Origin of the sequence: Shewanella aegiceratis, assembly GCF_019457495.1 — a bacterium.
GTDB lineage: Bacteria > Pseudomonadota > Gammaproteobacteria > Enterobacterales > Shewanellaceae > Shewanella > Shewanella loihica.
Genome location: NZ_CP080416.1, coordinates 3,354,468 through 3,373,867, shown reverse-complemented (window position 1 = coordinate 3,373,867; position 19,400 = coordinate 3,354,468). Strand labels below are relative to the sequence as shown.

The 19,400-nt window shown below is 56.8% G+C and carries 11 protein-coding genes; 8 read left to right on the top strand and 3 right to left on the bottom strand.

Annotated features, from left to right (window positions below):
- The first annotated feature begins 42 nt into the window (after window positions 1-42).
- The 7 genes from nqrM to K0H80_RS14640 all read left to right on the top strand — a co-directional run bounded on the left by nqrM (window position 43) and on the right by K0H80_RS14640 (window position 10,306).
- A complete protein-coding gene (gene nqrM, locus K0H80_RS14670) occupies window positions 43-267 on the top strand; it encodes a (Na+)-NQR maturation NqrM (protein WP_011866671.1) in 225 nt (74 codons plus the stop codon).
- Window positions 268-567: 300 nt separating this feature from the next.
- Window positions 568-1,041 carry a bacterioferritin gene (bfr, locus tag K0H80_RS14665; protein ID WP_011866670.1) on the top strand — a complete coding sequence of 158 codons (474 nt, stop codon included), beginning with the start codon at window positions 568-570 and terminating at the stop codon, window positions 1,039-1,041.
- 10 nt (window positions 1,042-1,051) lie between these two features.
- The gene (bfr, locus tag K0H80_RS14660; protein WP_220072057.1) at window positions 1,052-1,519 is read left to right on the top strand and encodes a bacterioferritin; all 468 of its coding nucleotides are present in this window, start codon (window positions 1,052-1,054) and stop codon (window positions 1,517-1,519) included.
- Between the two features lie 167 nt (window positions 1,520-1,686).
- Entirely contained in the window at window positions 1,687-2,766 is a 1,080-nt protein-coding gene (gene dinB / locus K0H80_RS14655) for a DNA polymerase IV (protein ID WP_220072056.1), read from the top strand.
- 870 nt (window positions 2,767-3,636) lie between these two features.
- Window positions 3,637-6,144, top strand: a complete 2,508-nt coding sequence (locus tag K0H80_RS14650; protein WP_220072055.1) for a TonB-dependent receptor — start codon at window positions 3,637-3,639, stop codon at window positions 6,142-6,144.
- 209 nt (window positions 6,145-6,353) lie between these two features.
- A complete protein-coding gene (locus K0H80_RS14645) occupies window positions 6,354-8,276 on the top strand; it encodes a CocE/NonD family hydrolase (protein WP_220072054.1) in 1,923 nt (640 codons plus the stop codon).
- A 215-nt stretch (window positions 8,277-8,491) separates the two neighbouring features.
- Window positions 8,492-10,306 carry an acyl-CoA dehydrogenase gene (locus K0H80_RS14640; RefSeq protein ID WP_220072053.1) on the top strand — a complete coding sequence of 605 codons (1,815 nt, stop codon included), beginning with the start codon at window positions 8,492-8,494 and terminating at the stop codon, window positions 10,304-10,306.
- A 517-nt stretch (window positions 10,307-10,823) separates the two neighbouring features.
- On the opposite strand, the gene K0H80_RS14635 is transcribed toward K0H80_RS14640, so the two are convergent.
- Both K0H80_RS14635 and K0H80_RS14630 read right to left on the bottom strand, forming a co-directional pair.
- Window positions 10,824-14,108: a carboxyl transferase domain-containing protein gene (locus K0H80_RS14635; protein WP_220072052.1), complete on the bottom strand. Its 3,285-nt coding sequence runs from the start codon at window positions 14,106-14,108 to the stop codon at window positions 10,824-10,826.
- On the bottom strand, window positions 14,105-15,814 hold the full coding sequence (locus K0H80_RS14630; RefSeq protein WP_220072051.1) for an AMP-binding protein: 1,710 nt from the start codon (window positions 15,812-15,814) through the stop codon (window positions 14,105-14,107). Before K0H80_RS14630 ends, K0H80_RS14635 begins: the two co-directional genes overlap by 4 nt.
- Before the next feature lie 525 nt (window positions 15,815-16,339).
- Between K0H80_RS14630 and K0H80_RS14625 the strand changes: the two genes are divergently transcribed.
- Window positions 16,340-17,098, top strand: coding sequence for a TetR family transcriptional regulator (locus K0H80_RS14625; protein ID WP_220072050.1), 759 nt, complete (start codon window positions 16,340-16,342; stop codon window positions 17,096-17,098).
- 171 nt (window positions 17,099-17,269) lie between these two features.
- Here the strand turns inward: K0H80_RS14625 and K0H80_RS14620 are convergent, their stop codons facing one another.
- Complete coding sequence (locus K0H80_RS14620; protein ID WP_220072049.1) at window positions 17,270-19,396, bottom strand: 3-hydroxyacyl-CoA dehydrogenase NAD-binding domain-containing protein; 2,127 nt, start codon at window positions 19,394-19,396, stop codon at window positions 17,270-17,272.
- Window positions 19,397-19,400 lie beyond the last annotated feature (4 nt).

The following is a 19,400-nucleotide window of genomic DNA, read 5'->3' as shown; positions in this document are numbered from 1 at the left end:
CACATAAGCGAAACAGCCACTTATGTGTATCTGGAGTCAGTGATGAGCACTTTTTTAGCGGCTTTTGTGGTATTACTACTGTTTTTCGTTCTTATGTCTATCGGCTACCTGGTGAAGCAGAAGGCGGTTGCCGGCAGCTGCGGTGGTCTGGGTGCCCTGGGTATCGAGAAGGCCTGTGACTGTGACGACCCATGCGATAAGCGTAAAGCGAAGATGGCCGAAGAAGAGGCCCGTCGCGAGAAGCTGGCCAAAGATCGTATCATCTAGTTCATGCCTTTGAGGCGTCGTTACTAAAGGTCCCATTCGGGGCCTTTTTTGTTGTCCCTGTTTTTCATCACTCTTCACTTAGACTTGCCTTTACCTAGTCTCATCTCCTCCTTAGCGCTTTGTGCTTACTATCGGCGTTAACACGCTGGATTTATTATCTTTAATCGCCTTGGTAATCAAAGCGCGAATGAGAACGATTTTCTTTGATAACTGATTGAAACTTAATGTTTATTTGTAATTGGGTGAAAATTGCTCTAGGCTTAAATATTGATTTAGATCAAATCTTACTAAGGAGATCAAATGAAGGGTCATCCGAACGTCATTCGTCAGTTAAACAAGATACTGACCTTCGAATTGACGGCCATCAACCAGTACTTCTTGCACGCACGCATGTACAAAAATTGGGGGCTGGAAGAGCTCAATGAGAAGTGCTACAAGAAGTCGATCAAAGATATGAAGCATGCCGACAAGCTGATCGAGCGGGTGCTGTTTCTCGAAGGCCTGCCTAACCTGCAACAGCTCGAGAAGCTGCGCATAGGTGAGAACCCGGAAGAGATGTTGCAATGCGACAAGACCATGCTCGAAGAGCAGTTGGTCGAGCTGCGCAGCGTGATCGCCCTGTGTGAGACGGAGCGAGACTATGTGAGCCGCGAGATCCTCGAAGACCTGCTCGAAGATGAGGAGGAGTATCTGGACTGGATCGAGGCGCAGCAAGATCTGATTAAGATGACGGGCATTCAAAATTACCTGCAGTCGCAGATGGAATCTGAATAGGGAGAGAAGCATGAAAGGCAATCAGGAAGTGATCGACACCCTCAACAAGCTGCTTACCGGTGAGTTGTCGGCGATGGATCAATACTTTGTTCACGGCTTGATGTACGAAGACTGGGGGCTTAACGAGCTGCACGAGCGTATCTCCCACGAGTCTGACGACGAGCGCGAACACGCCAAGAAGCTGGTGCAGCGGATTCTGTTCCTCGAGGGCACGCCAGATGTCGCCAGTCGCGAGGCGCTGAACATAGGTAAAGATCCCCAGGAGATGCTGCAGAACGATCTCAACTATGAGTATCAAGTAGCGGCCAACCTGCGTGAAGCCATCGCCCTGTGCGAGGAAAAGCAGGATTACGTCTCCCGTGAACTGTTAGAGGTCTTGCTGGAAGAGACAGAGTCTGATCACATGTACTGGCTAGAGAAGCAGCTGGGCCTCATGGACAAGATAGGTCTGCAGAACTACCTCCAGTCTAAAATGTAATAGACTGAGCCGATATAATGCATTAGCCATTCGGCGCCACGAAACAGAGATAAAGCCACCTTAGGGTGGCTTTTTGCTGCCCGTCATCTGACGCATAGCTGCCGTTCATCGCGAAGTGATTGAATACTGTTTAAATGTACAGTATTCTTGGTGGTGGAGGTATTAAGGTGAAAAAGATTATTCATGTAGACATGGATTGCTTCTTCGCGGCGGTCGAGATGCGTGATTTTCCCGAGCTTAGGGGCAAGCCCATTGCCGTCGGCGGCCGCAGCGATCGCCGCGGCGTCATCAGCACCTGTAACTACGAGGCGCGCAAGTTTGGCGTGCGCTCGGCTATGGCCTCCGCCTATGCTCTCAAGCTCTGCCCGGATCTCATCTTGGTGCCAGGGCGCATGTCTGTCTACAAGGAGGTGTCGGCGCAGATCCGTGAGGTGTTTGCCCGCTACACTGAGTTGATCGAGCCGTTGTCGCTTGATGAAGCCTATCTGGATGTCAGCGAATGCACCCAGCATCAGGGCTCGGCCACCTTGATCGCCGAGGCGATTCGCCGGGAGATCTTCGAGGCGACCGGGCTCACCGCCTCTGCTGGCATCGCGCCGGTGAAGTTTCTGGCCAAGATAGCCTCGGACCTTAATAAGCCCAACGGTCAGTATGTGATCACTCCGCAGATGATCCCCGAGTTTGTGAAGACACTGGCGCTGATTAAGATCCCCGGTGTCGGCAAGGTGACCGCGGCTAAGCTGGAAACCATGGGGCTGATTACCTGCGCCGACGTGCAGGCCTCTAGCCGTCAGAGCCTGATGGAGGGCTTCGGTAAGTTTGGTAGCGTGCTCTATGACAGGGCGCAGGGGATAGACCCCCGCGGCATCTCCCCCCACAGGGAGCGGAAGTCTGTCGGCGTCGAGACCACCCTGGCCAAAGATATCTACACCTATGAGCAATGCCAGGCGGTGATGCCTCAGCTTATTCAGGAGCTGTCCGGGCGTATCAGTCGCAGCGCCAAGTCGCGTCGCATTCACAAGCAGGTGGTTAAGCTAAAGTTCGACGACTTTAAACAGACCACCATAGAGCAACGTAGCGACGAGGTCTCGGTGAAGTTGTTTTACGACCTGCTTAAACAGGCGCTGGAGCGCCGCGCGGGTAGAGGCATTCGCCTGCTGGGTGTATCGGTCGGGCTCGAGAGCGAGGCTGTGGGGGCCGGGCTGGATGAGACCGAGCATGGGGCGCAGATGGATCTCGGGTTTTAGCGTTAACCCTATTAACCCTATTAACCTAATTTAGCTCGTAGCTTGGACGGTTATTGCACCTGATTAGATTTTTGAAGCTTTACCCTTCATGGCAATCTAACGCCTGCCCGGCGGGTGCAGTACATGGAGGTACCAATGTCGTGATCACATGGATGTGAAGGAACGACGTATGTGCAAGCACACTTTTGACATGGTGAGTGAAGCGCAGCTTCGCGCTCGCGAACGAGAGGCATGGATGCCGAACTGGCATTTAAACACGGATGTTATTTGAATATGTCCCTATACGCTCCGCGGCGACGTCCTGTCGCCGAGGGTCAAAAGCCTGCTTACACCTGTATCTTCTATCTCTTCGATTTGACCTTTTTTATTTCCAATGGTTTGGCGCGAATTGACTTTAACTCTTTGTAACAGCTCCGATGAGCTTGGTGGTTTGGGCCATCTATGGGGCTGTTTTCCTCTCTCTTTCACTACGTTTGCCCAGGTGTAATAGAGCTAGCTTTGCCTAAAAAACGAGCCCCTACAAGGGGTAGGGGTTTTTAGGGGAGCTATGGGGGCAGATGAATGATTCATCATCACCATTATGAATGTTACACAATCATTATAATAAATTTAAAAATTGGTAACGCGCTCCATATACTCGATTCTTACAGTCTTTGCTTATGTTTGTGGCCTGATGTACCGCGGGGGGAATAGGTGCTATGGCAATAAATATTGCAGTTAGTGCAGGACTCGGTAAGGAGGTGCGGCTGATTTCCACATCGCCAACATCCTAATAAATATAAAACGTAATAAAGGAAGGATAGGATGATGGAAAAATACATTAAACCCAATCACTTATTACGCTCCCGAGCAGCAGTAAGTCGGAGCAACATGAAGCTAAGTTGTTTGGCCATGGCGGTTTTTGGGGCTATTTCAGGTCAAGTTTTTGCAGAGGAAGCGCAGGCGCCAGAAGAAGCGAAAGAGCAGAAGGCGAGCGCGTTTGAAGTCATCGAGGTGACGGCGCAAAAACGTGTACAACGTATGCAAGATGTCGGCATCGCGATCTCCGCGTTTAAAGCCGATGAGCTAGAAGATCTCGGTGCCTATCAGGCGTCGGCTCTGGCGGAATTTATCCCTAACATGGAGGTCGCCGTCTCAGACGATAGCGGCATCCCTATTTTCGTGATCCGTGGTGTGGGTCTGCAGGACTACAACACCAACAACACGCCTAATACGGCCGTGGTCGTCGACGACGTCTATCAGCCCTATGGCATCTATAGCGCCTTCGCCATGTTCGATACCGATAGGGTAGAGGTGCTCAAGGGGCCTCAGGGCGGTCTGTACGGACGTAACTCTACCGGCGGCGCCATCTCTTTCTCTTCCAAGCGACCAGAGCTGGAGACCACGGAAGCCAATGTGGCGGTGGATTATGGTAACTATAATTCGCTCAACATCCGCGCCGGTGCCAGCCTGCCCCTGGGTGAGGTCGCCGCTGTGCGCCTCGCCGTGCAGTCAGAGACCAGCGACGGTTACTACTACAACACCTATCTGAGTCGCGATCAGGGCGGCAAAGATAAGCAGCAGGCACGCTTCACCCTGCACTATGAGCCAGCCGACTATTTCGCGGCAGATCTCAGATATACCTATGGCCGTGACACTTCAGAGGCGTCGATCCCCGAGGTCACAGGCCTGCTGGACAGCAACGCCTATTGGGAGGGACCGCTGGCGGGTTTCCCTGGGTTGCCATCGATGAATATTCCCTACAACCAGGATGGCACACCGGCTTATTGTGACGCCGTGCTGCAAACCGGTATCCCGGATGCCAGCTGTATCAACATGAACCGCGCCAGCGCCGATGGCGACCCATACAGCGGCGCCGATGCCAGGGTGCATCCTAACGACGACACCTACCATTCGGTGTCGCTAAACATGAACTGGGATTTCTCCGACTACTCGCTGATCTCCATCACCAATTACACCCAGATGCAGTTTAAGCATCGCAACGGTGTCGGTTCGGTCGGTCTTGGCCCTGGTCAGGATCAAGAAGCCTGGGAGCAAGCCAGCCGTGACTATGGTCGCCTCAATGGTGGTGACCTCAACGAGATGTATGTCACCCAGTATGACTCTGACACCAGCTCATGGAGCCAGGAGCTGCGCTTGCTGTCCAATTATGGTGGTGACTTCAACTGGATGGTGGGTCTGGTGTATGCCGAGGATAACCTGGACGACCTGAGAAACTGCTCCTTTGCCGCCAACGTCTATGCCGACTGGAAGCAGTTCCCGGGCTGCGGCACCATGGCCTATACCCAGGATACCGAGGTGACCTCAGGCTATGCCCAGCTCACCTATGCCATCAGCGATACCTTGTCGACTACGGTGGACCTGCGTTACACCCAGGAGAAGAAGGACTATGTTGGCGACGTGTTTGTCAACGACGGCACCTGGATCTGTACGGCCAATGGCCTTAACACCACAGATCCCGATAGCCCGACCTACTGCGCCAACTTCATCGGTTGGGACCCAGTTACCGGCCGCTACGATCTGGCGCGAGGCAACAAGTCTCACTATGACGAGAGCGACCCGTCGTGGAAGGTTAACCTGGACTGGAAGGTCACCCCGGATACCCTCTTGTATGCCAGTGTGGGCAGCAGCTTTAAGTCCGGCGGCTTCTTCGGTGGCTTCCTGACCAACCCTAACGCTATCCGTCCCTACAAGCCGGAGCGCAACAACGGGGTGGAGCTGGGCTTCAAGTCGACTCTGGAAGACTATCGCGTACAGATCAACGGCGCGGCCTTCTACTACGACTACCGCGACTTCCAGTCGGCTATCCAGGAGGTTGACCAGTCAACCGGCGGCGTTTTCAACGGCCTGCGTAACCTGGGTGACGTCATCATGCAGGGCGCCGAATTGGATCTGCGCTGGATGGCGACCGAGGACTTCGAGATCCGCGCCGCTATCGGCCTGCTCGACACCGAAGTCGACAAGGTCACCAAGTTCGAGTCTGCCGATGTCGGTATCACTAACATCTTCGGTGAAGTGATCGATATTCAGGGTAACGAACTCAACAACGCGCCTAAGTTCAGCGGCAACCTGATCGCCCGTTATCACTATCAGCTCAGCGCCGAGCTGGAAGGTTTCATCCAGTTGGATGCCTCCTTCAAGGATGACTACTGGCTGTCTGTGTCTAACGAACCCATCTATCGCGAGAAGGGTTACACCCTGGTCAATATGCGGGCGGAGATCTTCAGCCCGGCCGACAACTGGAGTGTGGCTGTCTGGGGACGCAACCTGACCGATAAGACCTATCGCAACAGCTTCTATCTGGATGGTTTGGACAGTGGCTATAGCGAATATAACGCGCCGCGAACCTTTGGTGTGAGCCTGTCTTACAACTACTAGAGCACAGTTTTTCCCCGGCTTCCCTGACTTAAAGACTGCACACTGTCGTCAGGGAGCCGCTTTTTATTCCTTCCCTGGCGATGTATCTGCATCGCCAGGCCTCGAAGGCGGGGCGCTAAGGGATAACTCTGCGGTAAGGGATAACCCTGGAGGGAAGGGCTTAAGTTGGTGTAAGCGCAATAAGATCAATAACAGATAGGAAATGAGACATGGAACAAGTTAGGGGAAAATCACAACGCGCCGCTTGCTGGCTGGCCGCCGGCCTGTTGACGATTTCGGCTGGTGTAACACCCGTAGTAATCGCCGCGGCTGAGTCTGCCACAAACCAGCCTGGGCAGAGCGAACAGGCTCGTAGCGAACAGGCTCTTAGTGAAAATAGTAAGGTGTCCAGCTTTGGCCACTACCAAGGCTACTCTCAGGAACGTTTCGATGGCTGGGTGACCAGCTCTGAGTACATCACCACGCGCGACGGTACCAAGCTGGCGGCGGATATCTCACGTCCGGCCAATCATGGCGTGGTGACGAAAGAGAAGTTACCTGTACTCTGGACTTATTCTCGCTACCACAGGGAGTTTGAGCCTGGGGTAACCAACATAGACGACGATGCCATCTTGCAGCGTCTCGCCAGACACGGCTATGTGATCGCCAGCGTCAACGTGCGTGGCGGCGGGGCCTCTTTCGGCCGTTACCAGGGGCTGTTCAGCGCGCCCGAGACCCGCGATGCCTATGATGTCATCGACTGGCTGTCCAAGCGGCCGTACAGCAGCGGCAACATAGGTATGTATGGCCTCTCTTACATGGGGATCACCCAGTACATGGCCGCCAGCACTAAGCATCCGGCGCTTAAGGCGATCACCCCGGAAAACGGTTATTTTAGCCTCTATGACGCCGTTCGCCGTGGCGGCATAATGCGTCAGGACTTGGTGGAAAGCTGGGGCAAGGGTACTCAGTACCTGGATAAGGTACGCAAGCCAACGCCGGTGGATGCCGATAGCGATGGCACTCTGGCGGCGGCCGCCGTGAAGGAGCATGCCACCAACTTCGACCCCATAGCGCCACTCGCGGCGGCGAAGCTGCGCGACGATACCGCGCCCGAGTTCGATTGGTACAAGGATATGCCCTCGGCGATAAACACTGCCCTCAACGAGTCTGGCGTAGCCATCTACCATTTCGGCTCCTGGCATGATCCCTATACCACAGACACCTTAGTGCATTTCGAAAACTATCACGGCCCGCAGAAGATGGCCTTTGGCCCCTGGTCCCACGTCACCAATAACGAGGCGGAAAAGCTGGAGCGTGACAAAGTATATGGCGCCGAGTTTCAGCGCTGGTTCGACTACTGGCTGAAGGGGATCAAGAACGGCGTGATGGATGGGCCGCAAATTCATGTGGCCGAGGTGGATAGCATGCGCAAGCAGTGGCAATGGATCTCGCTGCCCCAGTTCCCCCTCCAGAAGGCGCGCACCAGCTTCTATTTTGGTGAATCCAGCGCCAAGAGCGACTTGGTGACAGATCATCTGCTGTCGACTCAGGCGCCTGTGCTGTCGACGCAGAAACCCGATGCCAGCGCGCTGCTGGCCTATCAGGTCAACGATCTGACCACGACGGGCACGGCGACTCGCTGGGATTCCAACTATGGCACTCAGGTCAACTATCCGGATATGACGGCTAACGACGGGCATTCGCTGACCTTCACGACGGCGCCCCTCGACAAGGATATGGTGATCGCCGGCATCCCGCTGGTCAAACTCTTCGTCTCGGCCAGTACGCCAGATGCCGATGTGTATGCCCTGCTGGAAGAGGTGGAGGCCGACGGTCGCTCCAACTACATCACAGAAGGCAATCTGAGATTATCCCTGCGCAAGCAGCACAAGGCGCCCTGGAATAATCTGGATATCCCCTGGCATCGCGCCTTAAAGGAGGATCAGCAACTGCTGACGCCGGGCGAGGTGGTCGAAGCCGACTTCGACATCATGCCCGTGGTCTATCGCATCAACAAAGGCAATCGTCTGCGCGTCGCCATCATGGGCGGTGACAAAGACAATATGGAGGCGCCGCCATATCCCGAGGCGCAGCTCTCCCTGAGCGTAGGTGGTGCCCAGGCATCGCAAATCGCCTTGCCGCTGATGTAGCGTGTTAATCCTAATGGTTGATAAAACGGCGGAGATAGTGCCGTTTCATCACATAACTTATTGAGTTTATTGGATATCGGCTTTGGTTTAGGTACCCAATTTATACCGGCCGGGCAGATCTTGTCCCTGCGCCACAGCGCCCTCACTCGTGAGGGCTTTTGTGCCAGAGTGCGGTTCACTAGGCCAATTTTCGCAGACGTTAATGGAGTTTCCCAATGACAGTACAACTACTCAATGCCCGCGACATGGATTTTCTGCTGTATGAATTCCTGGACACAGAAGGACTACTGCAGCGCCCCCGTTATTGCGAGCACAGCCGCGAGGTGTTTGACGCCACCCTGGAGACGGCGAAAACCATCGCCGAGAAATACTTTGCCAATCACAACCATAAGGGGGATGAGCAGGAGCCGACCTTCGATGGTGAAAGGGTGCAGATGATCCCGGAAACCAAGGAGGCCTGGGATCATTTTGCCGATGCAGGCTTTCTGGCTGCCCACTATGACTTCGAAGATGGCGGCATGCAGTTGCCAGAGATCATACTGCGCGCCGCGATGGCCTATTTCAGCGCCGCCAATACCGCCACCGCCGGCTATCCTTGCCTGAGTCTGGGAGCGGCTAACCTTATTCAGAGCTTTGGCAGCGACGAGCAGAAGGCTAAATTTATTCCCCCCATGCAGGAGGGCCGCTTCGCCGGCACCATGGCGATGACAGAGCCGGGCCAGGGCTCGGCGCTGGCCGACATCACCACCAAGGCGGTGCCACAGGCCGACGGCAGCTATCTGATCACGGGCCAGAAGATGTTTATCTCAGGCGGTGATCAGAGCATCACAGAGAACATTATCCACATGACCCTGGCGAAGATCGAGGGCGCGCCGGCCGGCGTCAAGGGGATCTCCCTGTTTATCGTGCCCAAGTTCCTGGTCAATGACGATGGCTCCCAGGGGGAGCGCAACGACGTGGCGCTGGCCGGTCTGCTGCACAAGATGGGCTTTCGTAATACCACCTCTACCGTTTTGTCATTTGGCGAGAAGGGCGGCGCCGTGGGTTACCTGGTCGGCGAGCCCCACAAGGGCCTGGCCTACATGTTCCAGATGATGAATGAGGCGCGCATCTTCGTCGGCAGCACGGCGGCAGTGCTGGGCTATCAGGGCTTCAATGCCTCCCTGGAATACGCCCGTGAGCGTCCTCAGGGACGTCTGCCATCGAACAAAGATCCAGAGTCCAAGCAGGTCCCTATCGTGCAACATGCCGATGTGCGCCGCATGCTGCTGGCGCAGAAGGCCTATGTGGAAGGCTCGCTAGCGCTGTGTCTGTATGCCAGCTCGCTGTTTGAAGATAGCCACACGGCGGATACGCCAGAGGCCCGTCAGCAGGCCTTCATGCTGCTGGATCTGCTGACGCCCATCGTTAAGTCATGGCCCTCAAAGTACGCCCTCAAGGCCAACGATCTGGCCATACAGGTACTCGGTGGCTCGGGTTATATCCGCGAGTATCCGGTGGAGCAGTATTATCGCGACAACCGCCTCAATCCAATCCATGAGGGCACGGAGGCGATCCATGGCCTGGATATCCTGGGGCGCAAGGTGCCTATGGGGAACATGGCCGCCTATGAGCTGTTTGTGAAGGCGGTGGAAGCCACCGCCGCCGAGGCCGCTGCGAGGGAAACAACTTCCGAGATGGGGCTGTCCCTACTCGCCGCGCTTGGCAAGCTGAGCAGGCTCAATGCCGTGCTGCTGCCTATGCTGGCCAAAGATCCGGATTTGGGCCTGGCCAATGCCACTTTGTATCTGGACGTGTTTGGCCGCGTCACCGCCAGCTGGATCTGGCTACAGCAGGCCAATATCGCCGCGGCCAAGCTGGCTGAAGAGGGGACTCTGTCTGTCGATGATGCCAACTTCTACCTGGGTAAGCTGCAGGCGGCGCGTTACTATCTGGAGTGGGAATTGCCGGAGATCGACCCGCAGATCGCCCTGCTGGAGAGTTATAACTGTGTGCCCTTCGAAATGCAGGACGCCTGGTTCCAGGCTTAGGGGGCATGCTAGGGCTGTCTATGACTAGGGCCTTAGATCGCCGATAGCAATATCAGTTGTAACGTCTGTACCAGTAGCAATGCCAGTCGGGAGGGATCTCAGGCTGGCATTTTGTTACCTTCTGCTCCTTATTTCCTGCTCTTTCTCTCCAGCTCCTTCTCTTCTGCTCTTTAACTCAAATCCCTGCTTTTCCCCTCTGCGGCTCATCGAATCGCTGCATGCCTTTCTCAGCGTTCTCAGCTTTCTCAGCCTCTTCTCAGCGCGCTTTGCCTGTCGTCGAGACGCTGTATTGCCCGGTTGCATTGTATCGGCTTGGGGCAGCCTCAGGGCGCCTAGCGCTGCTTGTCGCTGCTCAGTGAGCCGGTTAGGAGACGATTGGGAAGGGCTGTGACAGGGCCGTGGTAGAGGAGGTTAGCCGCTAGAAAACAGGGAGAAAAAAAGCCAGCCTGTGCGTCACACTGACTGGCTTTGGGCTTATCTGATACCGGTAAAATGAGTTGTTTGACAGCCTTGGGCTTTACCAGGTATCGATACAGTTACGTTTCTTGTCGCTGCGCTTCTCGGGCTTTGGCAGGCAGGCTAGGCCGCGAACGATCCAGTCGCGGGACTCCATGGGGTCGATCACCGCATCCAGCTCCAGATAGCTGGCGGTATTGATGGCGCTGCCGTGGCTGTAGAGCTTATCCACCATGGCTTTGAAGGTGGCCTCGCGTTCATCTGGGTCGGCTATCGCCTCCAGTTGTCGCTTGGCCGCGATACGCACAGCACCCTCTATGCCCATGGCACCAAACTCGCCACTTGGCCAGGAGGCGGTAAACACAGGTGCGGTGAAGCCGCCCCCTGTCATCCCCATGACGCCAAGGCCGTAGCCCTTACGCAGCACCAGGGCGAACAGAGGCACAGTGCTGTTGGCGCCGTGGACGAAGAGGCGGGAGATATGGCGCACAGTGGCGCGTTTTTCCGACTCTGGGCCCACCATGAAGCCAGGGGTGTCGCACAGGGAGATCATAGGGATATCGTGGGCGTCACACAGCTGGATAAAGCGGGCCAGTTTGTCTCCGGCATCGGCATCTATGGCGCCGCCGAGGAAGCGTGGGTCGTTGGCGTACAGGCCGTAGGCCTTGCCCTCGATACGCACCATGGCGGTGATCATATTCTTGGCAAACTCGCTTCTTAGCTCCAACACCGAGTCCTTATCGCACAGGGTGTCGATCACTTCACGGATGTCATAGATAGCCATGCGGTTTTCGGGGATCAGATGGCGCAATTTGCGTTGATCCGCCACCTGCCATTCACTCAGATCCCCTTGGAAGTAGGAGAGGTACTTCTTGGTGACCGCAACTGCCTCGGCCTCATCCTCTACCAGAATGTCGATCACTCCGTTAGGACTGAGTACCGACGGCGGCCCCACCTCTTCGGGTTTAAAGACACCCAGGCCGCCGCCTTCGATCATCGCAGGCCCCGCCATGCCTATGCTGGCCTGACGGGTGGCGATGGTGAGGTCGCACACGCCGTAGAGGGCCGCGTTACCGGCAAAACAGTTACCGGCGGCGATACCCACGGTGGGCACCAAACCTGACAACTCGCCCAGGGAGGAGAAAGTGTGCAGGTTCAGGAAGGCCACACCAGGGTAGTCGGTATCCGAGGGGCGCCCACCGGCCCCCTCGGCGAATATCACCAGTGGCAGTTTCCACTTCTTACAGAGATCCAGCAGGCGGTCGGTCTTCTTGTGGTTGACCAGGCCCTGTGAGCCTGCCATGACAGTGTAGTCGTAGGACATCACGGCGCAGCGCGCGGCTTCCTCGCCGAAGTTATCGGCGTTGACCGTGCCTATGCCTGTTATCTTGCCATCGGCCGGGCTGATCTCCACCAACTTATCGATGGCATGCTTCTGCCGCTGGGCGGCGATGGCCAGCTGGCCATATTCGTTGAAGCTGCCTTCGTCGAGGAGATCGTTAAGGTTTTCCCTGGCAGTGCGCTTGCCCTCGCTATGACGCTTGGCCACGGCATCGCTGCGGCTCTCGTCCAGTGTCTTGTCGCGGCGGTCGAAGAACTCGGCCAGGTTAGCGCGGATATAATCGAGATCGATCTCCATCTCGGTCTGACCGCCGCTGACAGAGACCTCGCCTGGTTGAATGACCGCCAGGATCTGATGCTCGTCGATCACCTCGCCGATATTGCCGGTTAGCACCTCGGTGACGATACCTGCGTGTTCAGATTTTACCGGGATCTCCATCTTCATCGCCTCGATGACGGCGATCTCCTGGCCGGCGTATACCTCATCGCCAGATTCGATGTTGACCTGCACCAGCACGCCTGCGGTGGGAGACTTGACCCCCTCACAGCCGGCGGGAATATTCACCGCCTGCACCGTTTCCTGCTGGTCGCTGGCGATGTTGAAGAAGTGCTCGTGGTGGTCGTCATCGGCCAACAGCTCGGCCATGTGCGCCTCGACGAAGCGGGTGCTGAGACGGTTGTGCTGCACCTCTTCACGCTGCAGCAGGTTCATCAGCAGGGCCTTGTTGCTCTGCACTCCGTCGATATTCAGCGCCTTGAGGCTGAGGTAGACCTTGTTCAGCGCGGCGCTGTAGTCTTCGCCCTTAGCGATGATCTTGGCGCCCAAAGAGTCGTAGCTGGGACTGACCTTATAACCTGCGTACAGGTAGTCATCCACCCGCACGTTGTGGCCGTTTGGCACCTGGTAGGCCTTGATCACCCCTGAGGCGGGCTTGGTGCTGCCATCGGGCAACATCTGCTCCAGATTGATGCGCGCCTGAATGGCGCAGCCGCGTTTGACCGGTGCTTCGGTCAGTGACAGCTCGGCCAGGGTCTTACCGGCGGCGAGCAATATCTGTAACTTGACCAGGTTCAGGCCGGTGATCTCTTCGGTGATGGTGTGCTCCACCTGGATCCGAGGGTTGATCTCCATGAAGTAGAACTTGCTGTGATCGTCTGCATCCAGCAGGAACTCGAAGGTGCCAAGGCCCTGGTATTTCACGTCGCTGGCCAGCTGCAATGCCGCCTCGATGATTGGCATGCGCGTCGCGTCGTCAAGGCTCGGGCTGGGGGCGATCTCCAGCAGCTTCTGGTTGCGGCGTTGCAGGGTACACTCGCGCTCCCAGGCATGCACCGCGGCGCCCGTGCCGTCACCCAAGATCTGCACCTCGATATGACGGGCATGTTGCACCAGTTGCTCCACGTACAGCTCGCCGCTGCCGAAGGCGATGATCGCCTCCTCACGGCATTGACGATAGGCCTCGGCCAGATCCTCGTAGCGGCTGACGGGACGCATGCCGCGTCCACCACCGCCGGCCAGGGCCTTGATCATCACCGCCGCGCCATCACCCTGGCTGGTGAAGAAGGCTTGCACCTCTTCCAGGCTGCAGGGCTTGTTGATGCCGCCGGTGAGCGGCGTGTCTGAGCGCAGGGCGGTTTCCCGCGCTGTGGCCTTGTTGCCAAGCAGGTCTAAGAGCTCGGCCGATGAGCCGATGAAGCAGATCCCCTCCTCGTGACAGCGCTTTGAGAAGCTGCTGTTTTCAGACAGGAAGCCATAGCCGGGGTGCACTGCATCACACCCATGGGCCTTGGCCACGGCAATCAGCTGCTCGATATCCAGGTACGCCTTGACGCCGCGGCCCTCGAGGGCCACGGCCTGATCAGCCTTTTTGGTATGCAGCGACTGACTGTCGTCTTCGGCGTAGATTGCCAGGCTGTCGATGCCCATATCGGCACAGGTCTGTGCGATACGGATAGCGATTTCACCCCGATTGGCAATCAGGATCCGATTAAAAACACGTGTCATAAACTTTTCTCCAGATCCACCTTACGGATCTTGCCGGTGGCGGTCATAGGTAATCTCTCCTGGATGCGGATCTCCGGCACCTTGAAGATGGCCATGGCATTCACACACCAGGCCTGCAGGGACTCTTGGGTCTCGTCGAAGCCCGGCTTTAGGGTAACAAAGGCCACGGGCACCTGACCCTTGCGCTCGTCGGGGCGACCGACGACGCCGCATGAGGCGATGGCCGGATGTTGGCCCAGCATGCTTTCCACCTCGGTGGGGAATACGCTCATGCCGTTGACCTTGAGCATCTCCTTGCGGCGGCCCAGATAACGGAAGAAGCCTTCCTCGGTGATCATTCCCAGATCGCCGGTGCGGTACCAGCCACCCTCCTCAAACAGGTTTTTGTTCAGATCTGGCTTATTCCAGTAACCCTTGAGTAGGGTAGGGGTGCGGATCTGAATCTCACCTTCCACGCCAAGCGGCATGAGCTCGCCGGTGACAAAGTCGCAGATCTTGATCTCTGTGCCGGGCACGGGCAGGCCAAGGAATGCCGGGTCGAAGGAGAGATCCATGTCGTCCACCTGGAAGCCGCGAGTGAAGGTGTCACAGGTATGGGTCTCTGTCATGCCATAGGCCACCTCGAACAGTGTGGTGCCGGTCAGCTCGCGCCAACGTTGACGGTAGTCTCGGTTGAGTTTCTTGATGAAGGAGATACAGGGCACTGTGGTGAGCGAGGTGAGGTCGAACTGGTGGAGCTGAGGGTGGTTGAGGATCTCATCCACGCTGTCTATCAGCATGATGGTCATATTGACCTTGTGGTGGTGTACCAGCTCCATAAAGGCCTTGGTGTCCCAGCGGGCCATCAATACCAGAGTCGCGCCCGAATACAGGGGGAGCAGTAAGCCTGTGTCTTCGCCGGCAATCCAGAACTCTGGCAGGAAGCTGAGCATCACCAGATCTGTGCCTTCGGGGCCGACCTCGCCAAAGGTGACCGGATAGTAAGAGGCCATAGTGCCTATCATGTTGCGGTGGGTGTGCATCACGCCCTTGGGCATGCCGGTGGTGCCACTGGTGTAGTTGATGGCCGCAAGATCGTCCAGCGCCGGGATATAGTCCAGCACTTCCTTAGAGGCGTTATCTATCGCCTCGAAGAAATCGATAATGCCATCTGCCAAGGGGGCTTTGGGGATCTCAAACAGATCAGGTAGCACGGCGGTGATGGCGCGGGGCCTGACATCGGTATAGCTGGTGGTGATGATGTGCTCTATGCCCAGCTCCTGACAGACGGGGCGCATGGTGGGCAGCAGGGCGTCGTAGCATAGGGCAACCTTAGGTTGACTGTCACCCAGCTGGTGGCGCAGTTCCATCTCTTTCGACAGTGGGCTCACCGGCATGTGCACGGCGCCGCACTTTAAGATGCCGAGAAAGGCGATGTGAAACTGCGGGCAGTTGGGCATGAATACGGCAACACCGTCACCCTGGCCCACGCCAAGCCCTCTGAGGACGTTGGCAAAGCGGGTGCTCATCTCATCCAACTGGGCGTAGGTCAGCTCATAGCCGTAGAACTGGATGGCCACCTTGGTAGGGTTGAGTCTCGCCCAGGCGGAGAGATACTCGGTGACCGGCTTTTCGCCATGGGGGTAGATGGGTTCCCGCGTTGTGCCTTTGGGCCATCTTGCCGCTTGGAGTGCTTTGACCTGCTGGAGATAGGTTTGCTCGTTCATGTTTCTGCCTCGCTATTGTTGTTATGGGCCGGTGCCGGTCATATCGTGCTAACCCGTGATTAGCTCTATGGCACCACCTGGCGTATTCGATTCAAGTCAACCCAGTCCTTGCAGCCGGAGCCGTTAACTGTCCTGCTTGAAATTTCTTATAGTCTTGTTGACGCTGCGACGCCGTATCCCGCGGCCGTTTCGACCATGATTTTTGGTCGGCAGCCAGCTGTGGATTTCGGCATTAGGCATTACTTATACAGCAAATGTATAATTACAGTAACTATAAAAATATGTCAATTATGATGTTAATACTTACGACTTATTGTTAAATTAATTTACATTTAGGGTGGTGCGAACGTGACATCTCTGAGGCGAGACTGGCGTGGCGACGCGCTAACGAAAGTTCGTTTTATCAAGGCGGTAAGTTAGAATGTCGGTATATTTTTCGTGTGCTTTCGAAAAAAAGCGTTTTTAAGAAAAGTGTTTTCGAGAAAAGCGTTTTTCACTTGAAGCGCGCTCAAGGCGAGGTTTTAGGTGGCGGACGATATGGCAGACGGTAAGGCTGAGGGGAAGGTAGAGGGCATGGCAGAAGGTAAGGCTGAGGTTAAGGTTAAAGGTAAGGCTGAGGTTAAGGCTAAGGCTGGGGGGAAGAGAGCCGAGATGAGTCTCAGGGAGCGCAAGAAGCTGCAGATGCGTCAAACCCTGCTGGATATTGCCGAGGAGCTCTTTTCGACCTTGCCTTTCGAGGAGGTGATGGTCGATGAGATCGCGGCGCGGGCCAACATCAGCCAGAAAACCTTTTTCAACTACTTTCCCACTAAGGCGCAGTTGCTGGAGGAGCTACTGCTGAGCTGGTTGCGCCAGGTTAACCTCTGGCCGTCGCCCACGGAGAATGTGACCGATGTGCGTTCGGCCCTGGTGCCGCCAAACCTCAATGAGATTCAGCTGTGGGTGATCGCCCACAGGCATATTCTGCAGATGATCATGCGCCACACGGATCTCTTCGCCTCTGTCTATTACTCCTCCCTGGTGCCTGCAGGCAAGAATCTGCTGTTCCCGCCCGAGTATCGCCAGCCGCGGATGGACAGGGTCAAGCGGGCGCAGGAGCAGGGCGTCATACGCGGCGATATCGCTCCAGAGCTCGTCTGTGAGATGTATGATCTGCTACGCATCGACATAGTGCAGCGTTGGCTCTGTATGCCTGAGGAGCAGGCCTGTGGCGAGCTGTATCAACGCACCTATGATGAGATGGTGGCCATTTTCTTCCGTGGCCTGCAGCCCGACAGCAACTAGTTTGAACCAGGCAGGTTTGCAGTTAGCTTGATGATTGCCACTGCTTGTTTGGTGCAAAGCCAGCCTCGGCAATATCCGACCACGACGAAAGCGCGCCCTCGGGCGCGCCTTGTTTATCAGCAGATATTTACTGGCCGTGAGTTAGCTACACGGCCATTCGCCGATCGCTAGTTAAGCCTGGTATTGGGCAAAGGTCTTGCCTTCTTTCACCAGTCGCTCCAGCAGGGGCGCAGGCTTAAACCACAGCTCTCCCTTGTCCAGGGTGTCGCGGTACTTGTTCAGCGCCGTTAGCACCCTCTCCAGACCTATCTCGTCGGCATACTGCATTGGGCCGCCACGGAAGATGGGGAAACCGAAGCCGTAAGCCAGCACGATATCGATATCGCTGGCCCGCAGGGCGATGCCTTCCTCCAGGATCCGCGCGCCTTCGTTGATGATGGGGTAGATGGTGCGCTCGAGGATCTCCTGGTCGCTTATCTGCTCTGGCGAGCGGCGGGTCACGCCGAACTCCTTGGCGGCCTCGGCGGCCAGTTCCAACACCTCTGGATCTTCCTGCTTGTCGCGTCCCTCGTAGATATAGAGGCCACGACCCGTCTTCTGACCATAGCGCTGCTTGGCATAGAGCTTGTGCAGTATGGCGAAGTGGCTGGGGTCCAGATCTGTGGTGAACGCTTTGCGATCTTCCCGGGTGAGGATGCCCACGTCGATACCGGCCAGGTCGACCATGGAGGGCAGCCCCATCGGCATACCGAAGTCTGTGTGCACCTTGTCTATCTGCGCCGGGCTCGCCCCTTCGAGGATCAGCGACATGGACTCACGCAGGTAAGAGTCGGTCGCCCGGTTGCCGATAAAGCCCCAGCAGACGCCTGAGACCACAGGGACTTTCTTGATGCGCTGTGCCAGCTGCACAGTAGTGAGCAGGGCATCCGGAGCCGTCTTGTTAGCGCGCACTATCTCAAGCAGCCTCATCACGTTCGCCGGGCTGAAGAAGTGCAGGCCGAGTACGTCCTGAGGGCGGGAGGTCACGGCCGCTATCTCGTCCACGTCCAGGGTGGAGGTGTTGGTGGCCAGTATGGCGCCGGGCTTACAGGTGGCATCCAGGGTCTTAAATACCTGCTTCTTGATCTCCATCTTCTCGAACACGGCTTCGATCACCAGGTCGACATCGGCGATGTCGGCATAATCTGTGGTGCCGCTGAGCAGCGCCATGCGCTCATCGAGCTGGGCCTGACTCAGTTTGCCCTTTTTGAGGGTGTATTCGTAATTCTTGCGGATCACCCCAAGGCCACGCTCAAGGGCCTCGCCGTTGAGATCCAGGATCTGGGTTGGGATCCCCACGTTGATGAAGTTCATGGCGATGCCGCCGCCCATGGTGCCTGAGCCTATCACCGCCACCTTGCGGATCTCACGGGGCGCCGTGGTTTTAGGGTCTATGCCAGGGATCTTGGCAACGCCACGCTCGGCGAAGAACAGGTGTTGCTGGGCGCGGGCCTGGGGCGTATCCAGGCACTCCATGAAGAGCTGATGCTCACGCTTGAGGCCCTCGGCCAGTGGCAGTTCACAGGCCGCTTCCACCGCCTGAATGCAGCGTTCGGGGGCGTAGTAGCCGCGGCTGCGCTTAGCAATGGCAGCGCGAAACTCGTTAAAGATCTCACTGCTGACATTGCGGGTGTCGACACTCATCTCGAAGCAGCTGCGCTTAGGCTGGTGCTGTGCGACCAGCTCTTGGGCAAAGTCGACCGCGGCCTGAATGAAGTCGCCGCCCTCTTGATACAAATTGTCGATCACGCCAGCATCCAGCATAGCCGCCGCGCCGAGGGGGCGACCACTGGTGATCATCTCAAGGGCGAGCTGAACGCCACCGATGCGGGGCAGGCGCTGGGTGCCGCCGGCGCCGGGCAGGATACCGAGATTAACTTCGGGCAGTCCCAGCTTGGCCGCAGGCAGGGCGATGCGATAGTCGCAGGCCAGCGTCAGCTCACAGCCGCCGCCAAGGGCCAGGCCGTTCACGGCGGCGATAACCAGCTTGGGAGAGGCCTCGAGGGCATCGCAGACCTGAGGCAGGTTGGGCTCGGCGAGCGCGTCGTCGGAAGAGAACTCGCTGATGTCGGCGCCGCCGCAAAACAGCTTACCCGAAGAGGCGAGCACTATGGCGTCGACCGACTCATCGGCTTCGGCTCTCTTGAGATCGGCCAGCAGGCTGGTGCGCAGCGCCAGTCCCAGGCTGTTGACAGGATGCTGGTTGAGTATGATAACGGCGGTGCGTCCATGAATTTGGTACAGGGTGGCGTTCGTCATAGGG